Below are 18493 nucleotides of genomic sequence, written 5' to 3' on the forward strand. Positions count from 1 at the left end.
GCCACGCGAATTCGCGCCGAACCGCAACGAAATCGTCCGAGGAAACCGTGAAATCCGTCGTCACCATCGCCATTGCCGCCGCTACCGCCACCATTCTTCTCGCCGCACCGACCGTGTCCTACGCGCAGTCGTCGCACTCGACGCTCACCCGCGCGCAAGTGCGCCAGGAGCTGCTCGATCTCGAATCGGTCGGCTACAACCCGTCGATCGGCGACGGCGACAACTATCCGGACGACATCGTCGCCGCGCAGGAACGCCTGACCGCGAAGCGCGTCGCCGAACACAGGAACGCCGCAGCGGCCTACGGGTCGAACGGCGCACCGGGCTCGGATTCCGGCGCGCCGGCCGTGCCCGCCGTGAAGCGCTGACGCGCCGCCTGTCGCTGCGGGCGGCGAATGTCCTCCGGGCTCCCCGCGGGACATCCGGCTAAAATACCGGCCTGCCGCGCGTCCCGCCGCGGCCGGAGGACATCCATCATGACCGCACGTCGCGGTGCCGCGGTCGCCATCGCGCCCGGCCACGAGACAGCCAGCCTGTCGAAAGCCCAGCAAACGTTCAATACGCTCGTCAAGCAGATCGAGACGCGGCGCGAGCGGCTCGGCGCGTGGGACGCCGTGATGCCGGCGTTCCAGAAGAAGTTCGTCGACGGGCTGTTGCCGCTCGAACAGGAAGCGACGGCGCTGCGCATCCGGCTGATCCATCTGCTCGACGATGCGTTCCTGCAGAAGGGCCTGAGCAAGGCCGAGCAGCGCACGCTGTCCGAGTTGATCGCCGATATGGCGGGCGATTTGCTGAACGTGAGCGACGACCCGGCGCTGAAGGTTATTTACAACCGGCATGCCGCGTCCCGCGACGGCGGCGTCGCAACGGCTGCTCCTGAACCGACGAAGCCGGAACAGGAACCCGAGCCGGAGCAGCCAGAAAATCTCGACTCTCTGTCGCCCGACGAACTCGCCGCGCGGATGCAGGCCGAACTCGACGCACAGTTCGAGCGCGACATGGCCGCCCACGCGGCCCGCGAGGCGCAGCGCGCGAAGCGCAAGAAAGCACCGAAGCAATCGGCCGCACAGGCCCGGATCGAAGCCGAGCAGGCCGAATCGAGCAAGTCGATCCGCGAGATCTATCGCAAGCTCGCCAGCGCCTTGCATCCCGATCGCGAAACCGATCCGCAGGAGCAGCAACGCAAAACCGTGCTGATGCAGCGGGTCAACCGCGCCTACGAGAAGGGCAACCTGCTGCAGCTGCTGGAACTCCAACTGGAAATCGAACAGATCGACCGGCGTGCGATCGACGGCCTCGGCGAAGCGCGGCTCACGCGCTACAACGGCATCCTGGAGGAACAGCTGCGCGAACTCGATCAGGAGATCGTGCACGTGGAGAACGACTTCAGGCGCACGTACGGCATCGCGTCGTCCACCAAGGTCGCGCCCGATACCGTGCTGCGCATGCTCACGCGCGACATCGCCGGCATGCAGCGCAGCAACCAGGACCTGACCGTCGCGCTGCGCGAGTTCGAGGATCCGGATCAGGTCAGGAGCTGGCTGAAGGACCTGAAGCGGCGGCCGGTGTCGTCACGCTTCGACGACGATTCGTATTGAGCCGGTAAGCACGGGCGAACGCGCGACGCGCACGCTGCCCTTTACCGCACCTCGCCCATCCCGCCCATCAGCGCCATCAACTGCTCGCGCAGCCACTGGCTGCCCTGATCCTGATCGGCGCTGCGATGCCAGTAGCAGAAGTAGTCGAGCCCCGGCATCTCGAACGGCAGTTCGAGGATGCGCGCCGGATAGCGTTGCAGCAGCCGCAGCGGCGCCGTCAGCGCGAGATCGCCGCGCATCGCGATCAGCGGCGCGACCATGTAGTGCTGCACGCGCATCTGGATGTTGCGGCGCAGCCCGAGCCGCGTCAGTTCCGCGTCGACGTGCCCGCTGCCCTTGCGGCGGCTCGATACGTGGATGTGGCCCATCGACAGGTAGTCGTCCATGGTCAGCGTGTCGCCCTTGAACGGGTGATCGTCGCGGATCATGCACGCGTAGCGGTCCTGCACGAGCAGCGCCTGGTGCAGGTGCGGATCGCCGATCAGCGGCGCGTCGATCGCGATGTCGACCGAGCCGTTCGCGAGCGCGGTCGCGACTTCGCGGCGATCCATCGTGTAGCTGCGCACGTGCATGCCGGGCGCATGCGTCTGCAGCAGTTCGCCGAGCGCCGGCAGCAGCAGCGCTTCGGTCAGGTCGCTCATGCTGAGCCGGAATACGCGCGCCGAGGAAGCCGGATCGAACACGTCGCCTTCGTGCGCGCTCGAATCGAGCAGTTGCAGCGCCTCGCGCACACGGCCGACGATGTTCTCGGCCATCGGCGTCGGCATCATCCCGGCCGGCGTACTGACGAACAGCGGATCGTTCAGCGTCTTGCGCAGCCGCGCCAGCGCGTTGCTGACGGCCGGCTGCGTGAGGTTCAGCACCTCGGCCGCGCGCGTCAGGTTGCGCTTGTTGTAGATCGCCTCGAATACGACGAACAGGTTCAGATCAATCTTCGAAAGGCGCATCGCCGGATCTCCTTGCCGGCATCTTAATACGGCGTGCGTCTCTCGTTCGCCCACGTCGCGCTCCCGCGTGGCGCGCCGCTCAGCCGCGCGGCGGCGGCGTCAGGTACGGCGCGGTCGCACCGGGCTCACCGTCCTTGATCTCCATCCGCGCGATCGCCTGCAGGTGCACCTCGTCCGGGCCGTCGGCGAAGCGCAGCGCGCGGCCCCAGGTCCACAGGTCGGCCAGCGGCGTATCGGGGCTCAACCCGGCCGCGCCGAACACCTGCATCGCGCGGTCGCACACGTCCGTATAGACCGTCGGCACGAGCGCCTTGATCATCGAGATTTCCTTGCGCGCGGCCTTCGCGCCGACCTTGTCGATCATCCACGCGGCCTTCAGCACCAGCAGGCGCGCCTGGTCGATCTCGATGCGCGAGCGCGCGATCCATTCGCCGACCGTGCCGTGCCGGTTCAGCGGCTTGCCGAACGCGACGCGCGACTGCGCGCGGTCGACCATCAGCTCCAGCGCCAGCTCGGCCGCGCCGATCGAGCGCATGCAGTGGTGGATGCGACCCGGCCCGAGGCGTGCCTGCGCGAGCGCGAAGCCGCTGCCTTCCTCGCCGAGCAGGTTGCGCGCCGGCACGCGCACGTTGTCGAACGTGATCTCGCAGTGCCCTTCCGGCGCGTAGTGATTGACCACCGTGATGTTGCGCACGATCGTCACGCCCGGCGTGTCGCGCGGCACGAGGATCATGCTCTGCTGCTGGTGCGATTCGGCATCGGGATCGGTCTTGCCCATCACGATGAAGATCTTGCAGTTCGGATGCGCGGCGTTCGTGATGAACCACTTGCGGCCGTTGATCACGTACTCGTCGCCCGCGCGCTCGATACGCGTCGTGATGTTGGTCGCATCCGACGACGCGACGTCGGGCTCCGTCATCGCGAACGCCGAGCGGATCTCGCCGCGCAGCAGCGGCAGCAGCCACTGTTCGCGCTGCTCGGGCGTCGCGAACAGGTGCAGCAGCTCCATGTTGCCGGTGTCCGGCGCGTTGCAGTTGAACACTTCCGACGCCCAGTTCACGCGCCCCATGATCTCGGCGAGCGGCGCGTATTCGAGGTTCGTCAGGCCCGTGCCGGGCTCGTCGTCCTTCAGGTGCGGCAGGAACAGGTTCCACAGTCCTTCCGCTTTCGCGCGCTCCTTCAGTTCCTCCATGAACGACACCGGATACTGGCCCGCGTGCACTTCGTCGTTCCACTGGCGGATGCGCGGCACGATGTGCGCATCCATGAAGGCGCGCACGCGTTCGCGCAATGCTTCCACTTTCGGGGTGTAGCCAAAGTCCATGATCGACTCCTCGAGATTCCGTGTTTCCGTTCGTTCGGTTCAGAAGGCCGAGACGCCGCCGTCGACGGCGACGGCCTGCCCGGTCAGATAAGTGTTGTCCTTCGCGCACAGCATCAGCATCGTCGCGACGATTTCGTCGGGGCGGCCGAGCCGCTTCATCGGCGAGCCCTGCGCCAGGAAATCCTGGCGCTCGCCGATCTCGCTGTCGGTGACCATCGGCGTCGTGCTGTAGAACGGGCACACCGCGTTCACGCGAATGCCGTGGCGCGCGTATTCGAGCGCGGCCGTCTTCGTAAGCCCGACCACCGCATGCTTCGACGCCGCATATGCGGCCAGCTTCGGCGCGCCGCCGAGCCCGGCCATCGACGCGACGTTCAGGATCACGCCTTCGCGCTGCGCGAGCATCTGGCGGATCTGGTGCTTCATCCCGAAGAACACGCCTTTCGCGTTCACCGCGAAGTTCAGGTCGAGATCGGCTTCGTCGGTGTCGATCAGCGCCTTCATCGGCGGGGCGATGCCCGCATTGTTGATGCCGACGTCGAGCCGCCCGAAGCGCGCGACGGCTTCATGCACCAGCGCAGCGACGTCCGTTTCGACGCGCACGTCGCAGCGCTGCGCGATCACGTCGGCGCCGGCCGCGCGCAGCGGCGCGGCCACGCGTTCGAGCGCGTCGCCGTTCAGGTCGCCGAGCGCGAGCCGCGCGCCCATCGCGGCGAGTTCGCTCGCGAGCAGCGCGCCGAAGCCGCTCGCGGCGCCGGTGATCATCACGGCCTGGCCGGCGTAGCTGTCGAGTTTCATCGCGCGCTCAGATCGTCAGGCCGCCGTCGACGACGATGCATTCGCCGTTCGTGTAGCTCGCCGCGTCCGACACGAGATACAGCACGGTGCCGGCCATTTCGCGGGGCTCCGCATGGCGCTGCAGCGGGATCTTCGCCTTCCACGTCTCGTAGATGTCCTTGTCGGCGAACAGCGCGCCCGCGAACTTCGTCTTCGTGAGCCCCGGCAGCAGCGCATTCACGCGGATGCCGAGCGGCCCGCATTCCTTCGCGAACGCCTTCGTCATGTTGACGACAGCCGCCTTCGTGATCGAGTAGATGCCTTGCCGGTCGCCCGGTTGCAGCGCGTTCACCGACGCCGTGTTGACGATCGCGCCGCCGCCGTGCGTCTTCATCAGCTTGCCGGCCTCGACCGACATGAAGAAGTAGCCGCGGATGTTCACGTCGACGGTCTTGTCGTACGCGGCGAGATCGGTATCGAGGATGTGCCCGAAATACGGGTTCGCGGCCGCATTGTTCACGAGGATATCGAGGCGGCCGTGCTTGCCGCGGATGTGCTCGAACGTCGCGGCGATGTCCTCCAGGCGCCCGACGTGGCACGCCAGCGCCTCGGCGCGGCCGCCCGCCGCGACGATCGCGTCGGCCACGGCCTGGCAGTCGTCGAGCTTGCGGCTCGACACGATCACGTGCGCGCCCTGCTCAGCGAGCAGCTTCGCGATTTCCTCGCCGATGCCGCGGCTCGCGCCTGTCACCAGTGCGATCTTGCCCGTCAGGTCGAACAGATTCGTTGCCATGTTGCTGTGCTCCTCCATTGATTGTGTTGTCGTGTCGCCGCGGGGTGGTCGCGGCGATCGTGGCGATGTCAGCGATGCGCGTCGATCACACCGACGGCCAGCTCGGCGAGCCGGCCGGCCATTTCGCCGACGCGCAGCGCCTGCTCGCTCGATGCGTTGCCCTGCAGCGCGCGCGCCTTCACGCCCTGCGCGATCGCCGCGAGCCGGAAGAAACTGAATGCGAGGTAGAAATGCCAGTCGCGGATCGGCTCGATCCCGCGCAGTTCGCAGTAGCGCGCGACGATCGCCGCTTCGTCGGGAATACCGAGTTCGGCACGATCCTGGCCCGCGAGCCCGCGCACCTGCCCGCCGGACGGCAGCCGCAGGCACATGCAGAAATACGCGAGATCGGCGAGCGGGTTGCCGAGCGTCGACAGTTCCCAGTCGAGCACGGCCTGCACGCGAAAACCGTCGCGCGCGAACATCAGGTTGTCGATCCGGAAATCGCCGTGCACCAGCGCCGGCCGGCCCGTGTCCTCGGGGCACGCTTTCGGCAGCCAGTCGATCAGCGTCTCCATCGCATCGAGGCGCCCGGTTTCGGCCGCACGATACTGCTTCGTCCACACGCCGATCTGGCGCTCGAAGTAGTTGCCCGGGCGGCCGTAGTCGGCGAGGCCCACCGCGTCGACATCGACGTCGTGCAGCGCGGCCATCGTCTGCAGCAGCGCGTCGTAGCACGTCGCGCGCTCGGCCTTCGGCAGCTCCGGCAGCGCGGGATCCCAGAAGATCCGGCCATCCTCGAAACTCATCACGTAGAACAGGCTGCCGATCACGTCGCGGTCTTCGCAGAGGTGATACGGATGCGCGACCGGCACCGCGGTGCCCGACAGCGCGCTCAGCACGCGGAATTCGCGGTCGACCGCGTGCGCGGATTTCAGCAGTTCGCCCGGCGGCTGGCGGCGCAGCACGTAGCGGCCGCTCTTCGCATTCAGCAGGAAAGTCGGATTCGACTGGCCGCCGGCAAACTTCTCCATATCGACCGGGCCTTCGAAGCCCGGCACGTGCGTTTCCAGATAGCGCGTGAGGCGGGCTACGTCGAGTGGCTGGGAAGGGTTCGTCATCGTCGCGATCGTTCGTGGGTCAGCCGTAGGTTCGCAGCGCGTGTCGTTCGGGATCCTCCAGATGCGGGATGCCGTTGAACGACGCGAGGTGGAACGCGTCGGCGTTGAAGAAAAACTGCGAAAGACTGCTGTTGCGGATCTGCAGGTTCAGCGCGATCGCGCTCGACGGCGGCGCCGCGAGCACCTGCTGCACGGTGACCGCGATCGGGCCGCCGGAGCTCACCGCCAGCACGCGCTGGCCGCCGCCGTGGCGGATCGCAGCGCGGGCGTCGGCCACGCGCTGCTGGAAATGCGCCCAGGTTTCGGGGGCCGCATCGCCGAGCTTGTCCTCGGTCCACAGCTGCAGCACCTGCCGGAGCGCGCGGAAATGTTCCTTCATCGAGCCGGCCGCGCGCCGCGCGATCTCCGGATAGTCGCTGGCGGCTGCCGCGAACAGCCCATGGAAATCGTATTCGTTCAGGCCCGGATGGCGGTCGACCGCGACGCCTTCGCGCCCCATCCCGCGCAGGATCGCGGCGACCGTCTGCGCATGGCGGTTCATCGTGCCGCAGATCACTCGGTCGAACGTCAGGCCCTGCCGCGCGAAGTATTCGCCGAGCCAGACGCCCTGCTGGTCGCCGGCCGCGGAAAGCCGGTCGTAGTCGTCCGTGCCGAACGACGCCTGCCCGTGCCGTACCAGAAAGAGTTCAGCCATTGCCGCCCACCTGAGGGAAATCGAAGGTCCAGCATAGCGACCGGGCCTGCATTTTTGAAATTTATTTTCTGAATCAGTCAGTATTCATCGCATGAATTACACGAATTCAAACAATGCGCTTTCACCGGCACCCGCGTCGCGGCACGCGAATTGCGTCAGCGCAGACCGTGTCGAATAAATCCAGGAGGGATGCGATGCTCGGTACGATCCTTATCATCGTTCTGATTCTGCTGCTCATCGGGGCATTTCCGGCGTGGCCGCACAGCCGAAGCTGGGGCTACTGGCCATCGGGCTCGGTCGGGCTGATCGTCGTCATTGTCGTGATACTGGTGCTGCTGGGTCGCATTTGAACGTAACGGCACGTGCCCGGTGAAGGGGCACGCGCCGTTCGATCGCGCCGCCGTAGCTTCTTTACAAAAGGAAGCAACGGCGGCTCACCCGGCAACGACGCGCGTCTCGAGTCTCGCGGCGCGGCCGCGTTCGCTTACTCCCGCGTCCACCCATTCCGATAAAGCTCGCCGGCCAGCACGCCGAGGCGCGACGCGAGCACGTAATTCTCGCCGTCCTCGATCAGCGCCGAACGCACGTCGCGGAACAGCTTCTCGATCGGGAATTCGCGCGTGGTGCCGTTGCCGCCGAACAGCTGGAACGCCTCGTGCGTGATCTTCATCGCTTCCTCGGTCACGCTCACCTTCGCCTGCGCGGTCGCATACGGATGGCTCTGCGGCGACATCCGCGAGAACGCGAGGCTGCGGCGTGCGATCGCGCGCGCCATCTCGAGCCGGCGCAGCATTTCGCCGATGCGCAGGTGCGTCATCTGATGATCCATCAGCAGCGCGCCGCCCTGCTTGCGCTCGTGGCAATACGCGAGCGCCAGTTCGAACGCGGCCCGCGCCACGCCGACGAACACCTGGCACATGTGCGTGCCCGCATACGACCACGTCGACGCGAGGTTGCCGAGATAGTCGTCCTTCAGCGCGACCGCGAAGCGCTTCGGCACCTTCACGTTGTCGAAATAGATCTCGCCCTGCGGCAGCGAACGCTGGCCGATCTTGTCGAGCGGCTTGCCGCGCGACACGCCGGGCAGATCGAGCGGCAGGATCATCGCGATGCCGTTCGTGAACGCGCTGCGCTCGCCTTCGCCGTAGAAGCCGTCGCCGTAGTCGGCCGCCATGTACGCGAGCGCGACCTGCGCGACCGAGCCGTTCGAGATCCATGCGGAGCTTTGCCCGTTGATCACGATCTCGTCCGCGCCGACCTTCGCGGTCACGTTGCCGACCGGCTGCTTGCCGTTCGCGGCGAGTTCCGGCCGATACAGGATCGCCGCGTCCGACCCGCGATCGGGCTGCGTGTTCATCCAGCAGCCGACCTTGCCTGCGCACATCTCGACCAGTTCCGGGTTGCCGACCGAATGCGCCATCATCAGCGGCATCGTGGCCGCGCCGATCGACACGGCGAGGCCCGAATCGCCCCAGCCGAGCTCCTCGCCGATCAGCGACTCGATGCGCACGGCCGTGTCCGGCGGAAACTGCGCGATCAGTTGCGGATCGAGCCCGAGCTTCGCGCTCTCGACGATCGCGGCCCAGTACGGCGAGCCGGGGGCGATCACGTCCTCCGGCGTCATCCGGTCGAGCTCGCGGCCGATCGGCCGCAGCACGTCGCGTGCAAAGCGATGAACCGTGTGCTGGATTGCGTTTTCCTCTTCGCTCAGCGGCGTCTCGAAGCCGGTCATGCCGACCACGGGCAGCGCCGCGGACTTGTTCAGACGAATCATCTCCGTTCTCCTCCTGGACTCGAATCATGTCGGCCCGGCAGCGGACGCGCCCGGCCATCCCACATCTAGTAACACATACCAAACATAGGTCATCATGACAAACACAGGGGGCAAAAAAAAGACAGGGTATTCCCCTGTCTCCGTTCGCGTGGCCGCCGCGGCGGATCGCGCCGCTATTTACCCGCGGGCGCCATCAGCGTGCCGTAGGCGATCGCGCGCGACGTCGCGATGAAATACGCGTCGAGCGCCTGCGTCTGCCGCCCGGTGCCGTACTGCATCGCGAGGCCGTCGGCCAGCGCGATCAGCATCGTCGCCGCATGCCGGCTGTCGGCCGCGCTGAACGCCGGATTGACCGCGCGCAGCAGTTGCGCGAGGTCGTGCGTCAGTGCCGTGTACCACTCGTCGTAAAGCTTGAAGCATTCGGAATCGGCGGCCGCGAACGACAGAAAATGCCGGAACAATGCGTTGTACTTGGCATTCTTCGCATCGGAGATCGAGCGCTGCATGATCTCTTCGAACACGTCGCGCGGCGACGCATCGCTGCTGAGCGCGCGCTTCAGGTCATCGAGATAGGTGACGATGACGACGGGCTCGATGACGGCCCGCAACACGGCGATGCGGGTCGGAAAGTAGTACTGCAGATTGCTGACGCTGATCCCCGCGGCGGCGGCGACCGCGCGCTGCGAGAATTCCAGCGGACCGCCGTCGAGCAGCAGCTTGCGTGCGACGCGAATGATCGTGTTGCGCGTGCGCAGGCCCTGCGCCCGCAAACCGTCGGTGTTGCTCGCCGTTGCGGCGGGAGTCGAAGTGCGCCGCTTCCGGCTGCTGCGTTGCTCGTTGGACACTGTCATCGTGTTCGTCGTGAAGATGGCGTTTCGGCTTCGTCGAATGGGCGCTCCGCACCTTACGGAGCGCCAACGACTATACCCGATGCGCGCCTCATTTTCCATCGAGCCGCCCCTTCTGCCGGGCGGTTCGGCCGAATGCACGTTCCCGCGTCGCGACGATCGCCCGCGGCTACATGTGCCGCACCTTGCGGTTCACGCGTTCGTCGAGCAGGTTCGCGACGCCGAGCATCCCGTTGACCGTACACCATCGCAGCGGCTCCGGCGGCACCGACGGCGTCTTGTGCGTCAGCGCGTCGAGCAGCGGCGATCGTCCATCGTGAATCCGCTCGGCCAGCACGCGCCCGATCAGCGATTGCGTGCCGACGCCATGCCCCGAACACCCGGCCGTGTAGAACACGTTGCCGTGCGCACCGGCCGCGCCGACCACCGGCAACGCGTCGCCCGCGAACGAGATGTAGCCGCTCCAGCATGCGCGCACCGGCACGTTGCCGAGTTGCGGAAAGCGCGCGTGCAGCGTCTTCAGGAGCGCACGATACGCATCGTCGTCGGGCACGTTCGGCGTCTGCGAGCCGTATACGTAATGCAGCCGCTTGGTCGTCACCAGCAGCGTGTTGCGCGCGGTCAGGCGATGGCTTTCCATCGTCAGGTGCGATGTCACGATGCCCTCGCGGTTCGGCCAGCCCAGCGCCGCGAGCTGCGCGTCGGACAGCGGCTCGGTTTCGAGGGCCGACACACGCAGCGGCATCACCTTGTCGCCGAGCAGGCCGAGTTGCGGCGTGTACGCATTGGTCGCGAGCACCAGCACCGGCGCGCTCGCGCTGCCGCGTGCGGTGCGCACGCGCACCGTCTCGCCCGCGTCGAAATCGAGCAGCGCGGTGTGCTCGTAAAGTTTCACGCCGGCCGCGAGCGCCGCGCGCCGCAAGCCCGTCACGTACTTGCCCGGATCGAGCGTGCCGCCGCCGGGCACGTACGCGCCGAACAGAAAGGCCGGCGAAATGCCGCGTTCGCGCATCGCCGCGCCATCGAGAAACTGCGCGGGCGAGCCGAGTTCGATGCCGGTAGCCATGCTCTCGCGCAGGCGCTTTTCCTGCGACGGATGCACGCCCGCGCGAATGATGCCCGACGCACGGTAGTCGCAATCGATCGCGTACTCGGCGAGCTTGCGTTCGACGTACGCGACGCCTTCGTCGTAGAAGCCGACGATCCGCTTTGCCTGTTCGTGGCCGACCCGCTTGAGGAACAGCTCGTATTCGAGGCCCTGGCCGCCCGCGAGATAGCCGGCGTTGCGCCCGCTCGCGCCGAAGCCCGCGAAGTCGCGTTCGAGCACGACGACGCTCGCGCCGCGCGCGGCCAGTTCCAGCGCGGTGGACAGGCCGGCGAAGCCCGCGCCGACGACGATCGCGTCCGCCCGCACGTCGCCTTCGAGCTCGGGTTGCGCACACTCGGGCGGCTCGACCCAGCCGCCGACGGGACGATACTTCTGCAGCGCGGCGTCGGCACGGAGTTCCTCGCCCCAGCGCGCGAGCGGCCCGGCCGCTTCGGCGCCCACCGCCTGCATCGACGCCGCCGCGCCGACCCCGCCCGACGCCTGTCGCGTCGTCTGCCCTGCCTGCGCTACTTGCCCGAGCGCCATTGCGCCGTGTGCGTTGCCCATATCGGCCTCCGTCAGTCCCTGCTGAGAATGTGAATCGCCAGCGCAGCCTCTTCGACGCCCTGCAAGCCGCCGCCGTTCTCCTGGATCGCATGACGCGCGCCGTCCACCTGCCGTGCGCCCGCTTCGCCGCGCAACTGCGTGACCAGCTCGTACAACTGCCCGATGCCGGTCGCGCCGAGCGGATGGCCCTTCGATTCGAGGCCGCCCGACGTGTTGATCGGGATGCGCCCGCCGAGCGTGAACTCGCCGCGCTCGGCGGCCGGACCGGCTTCGCCGAGCGGCACGAAGCCCAGGTTCTCGGCCTGGATGATTTCGCCCATCGCCGACGCGTCGTGCACTTCGGCCACGTCCATGTCCTCCGGCCCCACGCCGGCCTGCTCGTACGCCTGCAACGCGGCGAGCCGGCCGATGTGCTTGTGCGGCTCGTCGATGCGCCGCCGCGTGAAGCTGCGGATCACGCTCGCGGCGATCCGGATGCAGCGGCTGCGATCGGCGCCGATGCGCTCCAGCCCTTCCTCCGTGCAGAGGATCGCGGCCGCCGCGCCATCCGACAGCGGCGCGCACATCGGCAGCGTGATCGGGTACGTGATCGGTGCGGCCGCCAGCACCTCGTCGATCGTGAACGGCTGGCGGAACTGCGAATACGGGTTGTGCACCGAATGCCCGTGGTTCTTCGCCGACACGGCGGCGATCTGCCGCTGCGTCGTGCCATACGTGTGCATGTGGTGCCGGCACATCGCCGCGTAGATCTTCATGAAGCGGCTGTATGGGCGCTCGGATTCCGAGCCGGGCGGCGGCTCGATCCCCTCGCCGAGCCGCGCGAGCGTCGCGAAATTCTCGTCGACGCGCGACACGTCCCAGCCCGCCTCGAACAGCGCGAACGATTTCGCCTTGTCCGCAACGTTCATCTTTTCCGCGCCAAGCGCGAGCGCGACGTCGCATGCGCCCGACTGCAACTGCCGCACGGCGAGGTGCACGGCCGTACTGCCGGACGCGCACGCATTCTCGACGTTGAACACCGGAATGCCTTCGAGGCCGATCTTGCTGAACACGACCTGGCCGGGGATCGACAACTGCCCTTGCAACGGGCCGTTGGTGATGCCCGCGTAGAACGCGGCGCGGATCGCATCGGCGTGGCAGCCGGCGTCCCGCAATGCGCGCTGCAGCGCCTCTCTCGCCAGATCGTCGAGGCTGCGGTCGAGATGCCGGCCGAACACGGTCATCGCGATGCCGGCGATGTAGATGTTGCTCATCGTATGGAATCCATATGAAGCAGGTTCAGATCCTGCGTTGCTGGCCTTGCCAGTACTGCTCGCGCAGGTCCTTCTTCAGCACCTTGCCGGCCGTGCTGCGTGGCAGCGCGGCGACGAAGTCCACGCTCTTGGGCGCCTTCACCGAGCCGAGCTTCTCCTTGCACAGCGCGACGAGCTCTTCCGCGCTCACCTGCTGCCCGGCATTCAGCTCGACGACCGCCTTCACGGCCTCGCCCCATTTGTCGTCGGGCACGCCGATCACCGCGCAGTCCTGCACGGCCGGATGCGCCCAGATCACCTGCTCGACTTCGCTCGGATAGACGTTGAAGCCGCCGCTGATGATCATGTCCTTCTTGCGGTCGGTGATGTGCAGATAGCCGTCGCGATCGAGATGGCCGATGTCGCCGGTGTGCAGCCAGCCGTCGACGATCGTCTCGGCCGTCTTGTCCGGCGCGCGGTAGTAGCCCTTCATCACGAGATCGCCACGTACGCAGATCTCGCCGGTCTCGCCCTGCTTCAGCAGCTCGCCGCGCTCGCCGACGATCTCGACGCGCACCAGCGGGTTCGGGCGGCCGACCGACGCGAGCCGCGTGTCGGATGCGACCTTGCCGTCGACGAAATGCTCGGCCGGCGTCAGGTACGAGATCGACGCGGGCGCCTCGGTCTGCCCGTAGCCGCCCGTCATCACCGGGCCGAACACGTCGATCGCGCGCTTGAGCTTCTCGACCGACATCGGCGCGGCGCCGTACAGGAAGTAGCGCAGCGACGAAAAATCGACCTGCTCGATGCCGGGGATGTCGAGCAACCGGTAGATCACGGTCGGCGGCAGGAAGAACTCGGTCACGCGGTGCTTGACGATCGCGCCGAGCAGCAACGCGGGGTCGGGCTTCGGCAGCACGACCACCGTGCCGCCGCGCGCGGTGCACGGCAGCGACAGCATGCCGGCCGTGTGCGTCATCGGCGCAGCAGCCAGATTCACCGGGCGCGCATCGTCGTACGTCATCGCGATCATGAATTGCGCGAAGTACGTCTGCAGCGAACGATGCGTGTTCATCACGCCCTTCGGCGCGCCCGTCGTGCCGCCCGTGGCCGACAGCGCGACGACGTCGTCCATCGCGTAATTGACGACCGGCGGCGTCGCCGGCTGGCGCTCGCTCCATGAAGCCAGCGACGGCGCCCACGGCAGGTCGGCGTCGAGGCACACCCACAGCCGGATCTTCGGCAGGCTTGGCCGCAGCGCGTCGATCGCGGCCGCGAACGCCTGATGGAAAAACAGCACTTCGCAGTCGAACGCATCGAGCACGTACTGGTTCTCGGCCACCGCGTTGCGGCCGTTCACCGGGATGTACGCGAGCCCGGCGCGCCACATGCCGAGCGCGCAGCTCCAGCCGATCACGTCGTTGTCGGCCCACACCGCCGCCTTCGCCTCCTTCGCGAAGCCGGCGGCGAGCAGGCCGTTGGCGATGCGGCACGACAGCTCGCCGATCTCCTGGAACGTGTAGTTGCGATCGTCCTGGATGTAGGCGATGCCGTCGGGATTGAGGCGCCACCCGCGGTCGTAGAAATCGATAATGGCCATGTCACAAGTTCCGTTGGGTCTGGTCCGGTGCGGCGGCGGCCGTCACAGTTGCGTGACCGTGGCGCGCGCGAGCCCGCGCTGTTCGAGGAAGCCGAGCAGGTAGCGATGGCCGAATGCCTTCGAGCCCGACGCGAAGCCCGTGCGCGCGATATCGCCGTCGAGCAGCTTGAGCACGCCGGCCGCGTGAATCGCGCCCGTCGAGATGTACGGCGTGACGCCGTGCACGGTCGCACGCACTGCCGCGAGCTGGCCGCGGCCGATCGCGAAGTCGACGCTGCGCTGGATCGTCGTGCGTTCGCGCGGCGGCATCGTCGGCGTGGTCGATGCGACGACCTGCTTCAGCACTTCATCCTGCTGCTCGCGCGGCAGGTGCTTGTATTCGGCTTCCCACTTCTGCCCGAACTGGTGCACCAGCTTCATCACGTTGTTGTCGTAGAAGCCCACGCACGAGATGCAGCTGCGCACGCGCGAATCGTGCTCGAAATAGACCGGCAGCGACGTGCCGCCCCACGGCAGGCAGAACACCGGCTGCATCAGCTCGGGCGTCGCGACGGTGAACGATGCGTCCGCGGCGTGCGGCACGAGCGCCTTCTCCCACAGGTAGCAGGACTCGTGGCGCGCGCCGTCGAAGATCGTCGCGGTCGAGCCGATGCTCACGCCGGCCGCGCCGCGCGGGCCGCGCGTCAGCGTGGCCGTCTCCAGCGCATCGATGCCCGGCGTTTCGAGCGCGAGCTCGGCGGCGATCTCGGCGAACGTGTACATGTACGCGTTCGACGACGACACCAGCAGGCCGGCCTGGCGGTACTGCTCGCCGAACTGGTCGCGCACCGCGCGGATATACGACTGTTCGCCGGTCGTATCGAGGTGGTGACAGCCGGCCTTCAGCGCGGCCTCGACGCCGACGAGCCCGAAGCTGGAGAACGGCCCGACCGTGTTGCACACCACCTTCGCACCGCTGAATGCCTTCACGAGCGCATCGACGTCGTGCTCCGCCTCGATGATTTCGTATTGCGCCGATTCGAGGCGCACGACGCGCTGCGCCATCATTTCCTTCGCGCGGCCCGCGTTGCGCGCGACCGCCGTGAACGGGATGTTCTGGTCGATCAGCCAGTCCATGATCAACATGCCGGTGTAACCGCTTGCGCCATAAACGACGACGGGGTGCTTAGCCATGGTTGTCTCCTGAAACGTGAATTGTCGAGAACCGGTTCGGTTCACAGTCGGGTACTGCTGCTTCGTATCCGGCGCGTTCTTTTGTAGAACACATTACCAATCTTAGGTCACTATGACAAAGTAAAGGGTAAAGAAAAAGGCAGGGTATTCCCGGGCCTGACGCATTGCGCGCATCATTTCGCCGCGCCGTCCGGCGACAGGCCGGCCAGATAGTGCGCAACGGCGCGCGTGTCGTCGCCCGACAACGTCGCGGCCAACGCGTTCATCGCACCGGTCGGATCGTGCCGCTCGCCCGAGCGGAACGCCGCCAGTTGCGCTTCCAGGTAAAGCTGCCCCTGGCCCGCGAGGCGCGGCGCCGGATCCTTGCCCGTCAGCGCCGCGCCGTGACACGCGCGGCAGCTTCGTGCCTCCACGAGCGCCATTCCCCGCTTGTCGAGCGCCGCGTCGGCCGGTACGGCCTCGTTGCGCGCCGGCGCCTGTCGCGCGAAGTAGGTCGCCAGCGCGTCGATCTTCGCGTCGTCGAGTTCGCGCGAAAGCGGCCCCATGTACGCGTTGCGGCGCTGGTCCGCAGCGAACGCGCGCAGTTGCGCGGCGATATATGGGGCCGGCTGGCCGGACAACGACGGATACCACGCGTTCTGCGACTGCCCGTGCACGCCGTGGCAGAAGAAGCACGTCTCCTGCGGCTGCGGCCACGCGCCGCCGTTGGCCTTGTCGGCTTCGCCGATCGCGGCCATCGCCTTCTGGTAATGCATGCCGTCGACAAGATCCGGCCCGTACGCCACGCCTGCCGCCACCCCGCCCGCCAACACCAGCGCCAGCGCGGCGCCGATCATCCAGGTTCGTTTCACTCAGGCCTCCCTGCCGCGGCCGGCCAGCTTGCCGAGCGCCTGCAACGCCGCGCGGTGCCCGGCGCGCACCGCGCCGTCCATCGCGCCGGCCCACAGGTCGGCCGTCTCGGTGCCCGACCAGATCAGCCGGCCGGCCTCCGGGCGCAGGAACTTGCCCCATTTCGTCCAGAAGCCGGGCGGCAGCGGGTGGATGCACTGCAACGTCCACGGATCGACGCGGCCCCAGTCGTAGTCGTGGAACTGCGTCGGATGCAGCGCCTTGTCGCCGAGCGCGCGCGCGAAGATGGCCGACAGCGTCCGTTCGGCCGCCTTCGGTTCGGCCGGCAGCGCGCCCGGCGCAACGAACGCGGCGAGCACGCCGACCGAGCCGTCCGGCGGCGAGTTGTCGTACGCCATGAACACCGGGCCGCCGACCTCGAAGATCTGTCCGTTGTAGCCGTCGTCGCGCCAGAACGGCCGCTCGTACACGTGCACCGTCTTGCGCATCGGCGCGTTCGCCGGCCAGTTCCGCTGCAACTGCGCACGGCCGTCCGGCAGCGGCGGATCGAACGCGATCTGCTGGCACAGCGCCGGATTGAGCGCGACGATCACGCGCCGCGCGCGCAGCACGCCGCGATCGGTCTGCACGTCGACCACATCGCGATCCCAGCCCGAGATCTTGCGCACCGGGCAGGACAGTTGCACCTTCGACGCGCCGAGTTCGCTCGCCATCCGGATGCTCAGCACCTGCGAGCCGCCGACGAAGCGCGTTTCCTGTGCGCCGCCCTTGGTCGATTCGAGCTTCGCGTAGTCGCAATCGGCGCTGTTGATCATCGACAGGTAGTGCAGCAGCCCGAGCTGCGCCGGTGCGCCGCCGAGCGACAGCTTCGCCGCGAGGCCGAGAAAGTAGCCGTCCTCGTAGGTCACGCCCTGCTTGAGCAGCCAGTCGCCGTAGGTCAGCTTGTCGAGTTCCGCCGCGTGCTGCGCGGTCCACGGCTCGCGCGACGGCACGCCGCGTGCGAGTGCGCCGAGCTTCGCGCCGAGCGCATCGTCGCCGCCCGAGCCGCCGTGGAAATCCTGGGCGACGCGCGCGTCGCCGGCCAGCACGACGGTCTTGCCCGCGTAATACGTCGGGAACGTGTCGACCCCGAGTTCGCGTGCGAGATCGGCAATGGCCGTCTGCCCCGGGCCGATCCACTGGCCGCCGGCTTCGGACACCACGCCGTGGCCGAGGTCGTGGTTGTAGGTCCGCCCGCCGACGCGATCGCGCGCCTCGACCACGACGAACGATTCGCATCCGGCGCGCTTCAGGTCGCGCGCGGCGGTCAGCCCCGCGAGCCCGGCGCCGATGATGACGACATCGAACACGCCGCGATCGGCGGATGCCGGCGCGGCGCCTTCCGCGAACGAGACTTCTCCGGCCGCGAGCGATGCGGCGCCCGCCACCGCGACGCGCAATATCTGACGCCGGGCCGGCATGTCCGGCTTGTGCTTGCGCTTCATTTCAGGTGCTCCATGCTTCCTCGTATTTCTCGATGAATTCAACTCACGGTGCGGCCAGCACACCGTCCTGCGAAAACAGCACCGGCTTGCCGTGCGCGTCGATCAGTGCGGCGGTGAGCGTCGCGCGATCCGCGCGCTGCACGACGTCGAACGGGCCGCCGGCCACGCGCTGCGTGAGCACGAGGCCGTCCAGCCCGACCCCGGTCAGCCCGCCGCCGGTCGCGACGAGATCGGTGATCGAGCTGCGCGTGCCGGTGGGCTGCGCGGTCCACGTCGTGCCGCCGTCGCGGCTCTCGAACAGGCTGCCGAGCAGCCCGCCGACCACGATCCGGCCGTCCGGCATCGCGACGCCCGACCACAACGTGCCTTTGCCGCCGGTCGGCAGATAGGTCCAGTTCGCACCGGCGTCGGCCGACTTGAGCACCATCCCCTGTTCGGACACGACGTAGAGCGCATGGGCGGAGTCGGCAAACACGTGATAGAGATTGCGGTCGGCCTTGCCGCCGCCCGGCGGCTTCGGCAGCGTCGTGCGCGCCCATGTCTTGCCGCCGTCGTGCGTCTGCAGCATCAGCGACCACAGGCCGACGGCAATGCCGTCCCGCGCATTCGTGAACAGCACCGAGAACAGCGGCTGGTCGACCGACGT

General features: G+C 67.7%; 18 protein-coding genes. 3 read left to right on the forward strand and 15 right to left on the reverse strand.

What is annotated here, in order from left to right:
* The first annotated feature begins 47 nt into the window (after positions 1-47).
* The gene (locus tag HWW87_RS26775; RefSeq protein ID WP_175822826.1) at positions 48-368 is read left to right on the forward strand and encodes a DUF4148 domain-containing protein; all 321 of its coding nucleotides are present in this window, start codon (positions 48-50) and stop codon (positions 366-368) included.
* Positions 369-476: 108 nt separating this feature from the next.
* Entirely contained in the window at positions 477-1598 is a 1122-nt protein-coding gene (locus HWW87_RS26780; protein WP_175822827.1) for a J domain-containing protein, read from the forward strand.
* A gap of 41 nt (positions 1599-1639) precedes the next feature.
* Here the strand turns inward: HWW87_RS26780 and HWW87_RS26785 are convergent, their stop codons facing one another.
* The 6 genes from HWW87_RS26785 to HWW87_RS26810 all read right to left on the reverse strand — a co-directional run bounded on the left by HWW87_RS26785 (position 1640) and on the right by HWW87_RS26810 (position 7233).
* Positions 1640-2545: a LysR family transcriptional regulator gene (locus tag HWW87_RS26785; RefSeq protein WP_175822828.1), complete on the reverse strand. Its 906-nt coding sequence runs from the start codon at positions 2543-2545 to the stop codon at positions 1640-1642.
* 79 nt (positions 2546-2624) lie between these two features.
* Complete coding sequence (locus HWW87_RS26790) at positions 2625-3869, reverse strand: acyl-CoA dehydrogenase family protein (RefSeq protein WP_175822829.1); 1245 nt, start codon at positions 3867-3869, stop codon at positions 2625-2627.
* Between the two features lie 39 nt (positions 3870-3908).
* Complete coding sequence (locus HWW87_RS26795; protein WP_175822830.1) at positions 3909-4667, reverse strand: glucose 1-dehydrogenase; 759 nt, start codon at positions 4665-4667, stop codon at positions 3909-3911.
* A gap of 7 nt (positions 4668-4674) precedes the next feature.
* On the reverse strand, positions 4675-5439 hold the full coding sequence (locus HWW87_RS26800; RefSeq protein ID WP_175822831.1) for an SDR family oxidoreductase: 765 nt from the start codon (positions 5437-5439) through the stop codon (positions 4675-4677).
* 68 nt (positions 5440-5507) lie between these two features.
* Positions 5508-6539 carry a phosphotransferase gene (locus HWW87_RS26805; protein ID WP_175822832.1) on the reverse strand — a complete coding sequence of 344 codons (1032 nt, stop codon included), beginning with the start codon at positions 6537-6539 and terminating at the stop codon, positions 5508-5510.
* 19 nt (positions 6540-6558) lie between these two features.
* Positions 6559-7233, reverse strand: coding sequence for a histidine phosphatase family protein (locus tag HWW87_RS26810; RefSeq protein WP_175822833.1), 675 nt, complete (start codon positions 7231-7233; stop codon positions 6559-6561).
* A 194-nt stretch (positions 7234-7427) separates the two neighbouring features.
* On the opposite strand from HWW87_RS26810, the gene HWW87_RS26815 reads away from it, so the two are divergent.
* Entirely contained in the window at positions 7428-7583 is a 156-nt protein-coding gene (locus tag HWW87_RS26815) for a DUF3309 family protein (protein WP_011881216.1), read from the forward strand.
* 134 nt (positions 7584-7717) lie between these two features.
* On the opposite strand, the gene HWW87_RS26820 is transcribed toward HWW87_RS26815, so the two are convergent.
* The 9 genes from HWW87_RS26820 to HWW87_RS26860 all read right to left on the reverse strand — a co-directional run.
* Positions 7718-9007 carry an acyl-CoA dehydrogenase family protein gene (locus tag HWW87_RS26820; protein WP_175822834.1) on the reverse strand — a complete coding sequence of 430 codons (1290 nt, stop codon included), beginning with the start codon at positions 9005-9007 and terminating at the stop codon, positions 7718-7720.
* A 173-nt stretch (positions 9008-9180) separates the two neighbouring features.
* Complete coding sequence (locus HWW87_RS26825) at positions 9181-9858, reverse strand: TetR/AcrR family transcriptional regulator (protein WP_244107346.1); 678 nt, start codon at positions 9856-9858, stop codon at positions 9181-9183.
* A gap of 166 nt (positions 9859-10024) precedes the next feature.
* A complete protein-coding gene (locus HWW87_RS26830; protein ID WP_175822835.1) occupies positions 10025-11509 on the reverse strand; it encodes an FAD-dependent oxidoreductase in 1485 nt (494 codons plus the stop codon).
* Positions 11510-11520: 11 nt separating this feature from the next.
* Complete coding sequence (locus HWW87_RS26835; RefSeq protein ID WP_175822836.1) at positions 11521-12762, reverse strand: thiolase family protein; 1242 nt, start codon at positions 12760-12762, stop codon at positions 11521-11523.
* A 25-nt stretch (positions 12763-12787) separates the two neighbouring features.
* Positions 12788-14341: an AMP-binding protein gene (locus HWW87_RS26840; RefSeq protein ID WP_175822837.1), complete on the reverse strand. Its 1554-nt coding sequence runs from the start codon at positions 14339-14341 to the stop codon at positions 12788-12790.
* Between the two features lie 42 nt (positions 14342-14383).
* Positions 14384-15514 (reverse strand): DUF5938 domain-containing protein, encoded by a 1131-nt coding sequence (locus HWW87_RS26845; protein ID WP_175822838.1) that lies wholly within the window; start codon positions 15512-15514, stop codon positions 14384-14386.
* Between the two features lie 173 nt (positions 15515-15687).
* Positions 15688-16365 (reverse strand): c-type cytochrome, encoded by a 678-nt coding sequence (locus tag HWW87_RS26850; protein WP_175822839.1) that lies wholly within the window; start codon positions 16363-16365, stop codon positions 15688-15690.
* The gene (locus tag HWW87_RS26855) at positions 16366-17847 is read right to left on the reverse strand and encodes an FAD-dependent oxidoreductase (protein ID WP_175822840.1); all 1482 of its coding nucleotides are present in this window, start codon (positions 17845-17847) and stop codon (positions 16366-16368) included.
* A gap of 43 nt (positions 17848-17890) precedes the next feature.
* On the reverse strand, positions 17891-18493 hold a 603-nt coding region (locus HWW87_RS26860; RefSeq protein ID WP_244107347.1), incomplete at its 5' end, for a YCF48-related protein.

This window comes from Burkholderia sp. BCC0419, assembly GCF_902830285.1.
GTDB lineage: Bacteria > Pseudomonadota > Gammaproteobacteria > Burkholderiales > Burkholderiaceae > Burkholderia.

Bases quoted from the DNA above. Each gene is read 5' to 3' on its own strand.
- HWW87_RS26780 (WP_175822827.1), top strand. From the start codon at position 477: ATGACCGCACGTCGCGGTGCCGCGGTCGCCATCGCGCCCGGCCACGAG.
- HWW87_RS26785 (WP_175822828.1), bottom strand. From the start codon at position 2,545: ATGCGCCTTTCGAAGATTGATCTGAACCTGTTCGTCGTATTCGAGGCG.
- HWW87_RS26790 (WP_175822829.1), bottom strand. From the start codon at position 3,869: ATGGACTTTGGCTACACCCCGAAAGTGGAAGCATTGCGCGAACGCGTG.
- HWW87_RS26795 (WP_175822830.1), bottom strand. From the start codon at position 4,667: ATGAAACTCGACAGCTACGCCGGCCAGGCCGTGATGATCACCGGCGCC.
- HWW87_RS26800 (WP_175822831.1), bottom strand. From the start codon at position 5,439: ATGGCAACGAATCTGTTCGACCTGACGGGCAAGATCGCACTGGTGACA.
- HWW87_RS26805 (WP_175822832.1), bottom strand. From the start codon at position 6,539: ATGACGAACCCTTCCCAGCCACTCGACGTAGCCCGCCTCACGCGCTAT.
- HWW87_RS26810 (WP_175822833.1), bottom strand. From the start codon at position 7,233: ATGGCTGAACTCTTTCTGGTACGGCACGGGCAGGCGTCGTTCGGCACG.
- HWW87_RS26815 (WP_011881216.1), top strand. From the start codon at position 7,428: ATGCTCGGTACGATCCTTATCATCGTTCTGATTCTGCTGCTCATCGGG.
- HWW87_RS26820 (WP_175822834.1), bottom strand. From the start codon at position 9,007: ATGATTCGTCTGAACAAGTCCGCGGCGCTGCCCGTGGTCGGCATGACC.
- HWW87_RS26825 (WP_244107346.1), bottom strand. From the start codon at position 9,858: ATGACAGTGTCCAACGAGCAACGCAGCAGCCGGAAGCGGCGCACTTCG.
- HWW87_RS26830 (WP_175822835.1), bottom strand. From the start codon at position 11,509: ATGGGCAACGCACACGGCGCAATGGCGCTCGGGCAAGTAGCGCAGGCA.
- HWW87_RS26835 (WP_175822836.1), bottom strand. From the start codon at position 12,762: ATGAGCAACATCTACATCGCCGGCATCGCGATGACCGTGTTCGGCCGG.
- HWW87_RS26840 (WP_175822837.1), bottom strand. From the start codon at position 14,341: ATGGCCATTATCGATTTCTACGACCGCGGGTGGCGCCTCAATCCCGAC.
- HWW87_RS26845 (WP_175822838.1), bottom strand. From the start codon at position 15,514: ATGGCTAAGCACCCCGTCGTCGTTTATGGCGCAAGCGGTTACACCGGC.
- HWW87_RS26855 (WP_175822840.1), bottom strand. From the start codon at position 17,847: ATGAAGCGCAAGCACAAGCCGGACATGCCGGCCCGGCGTCAGATATTG.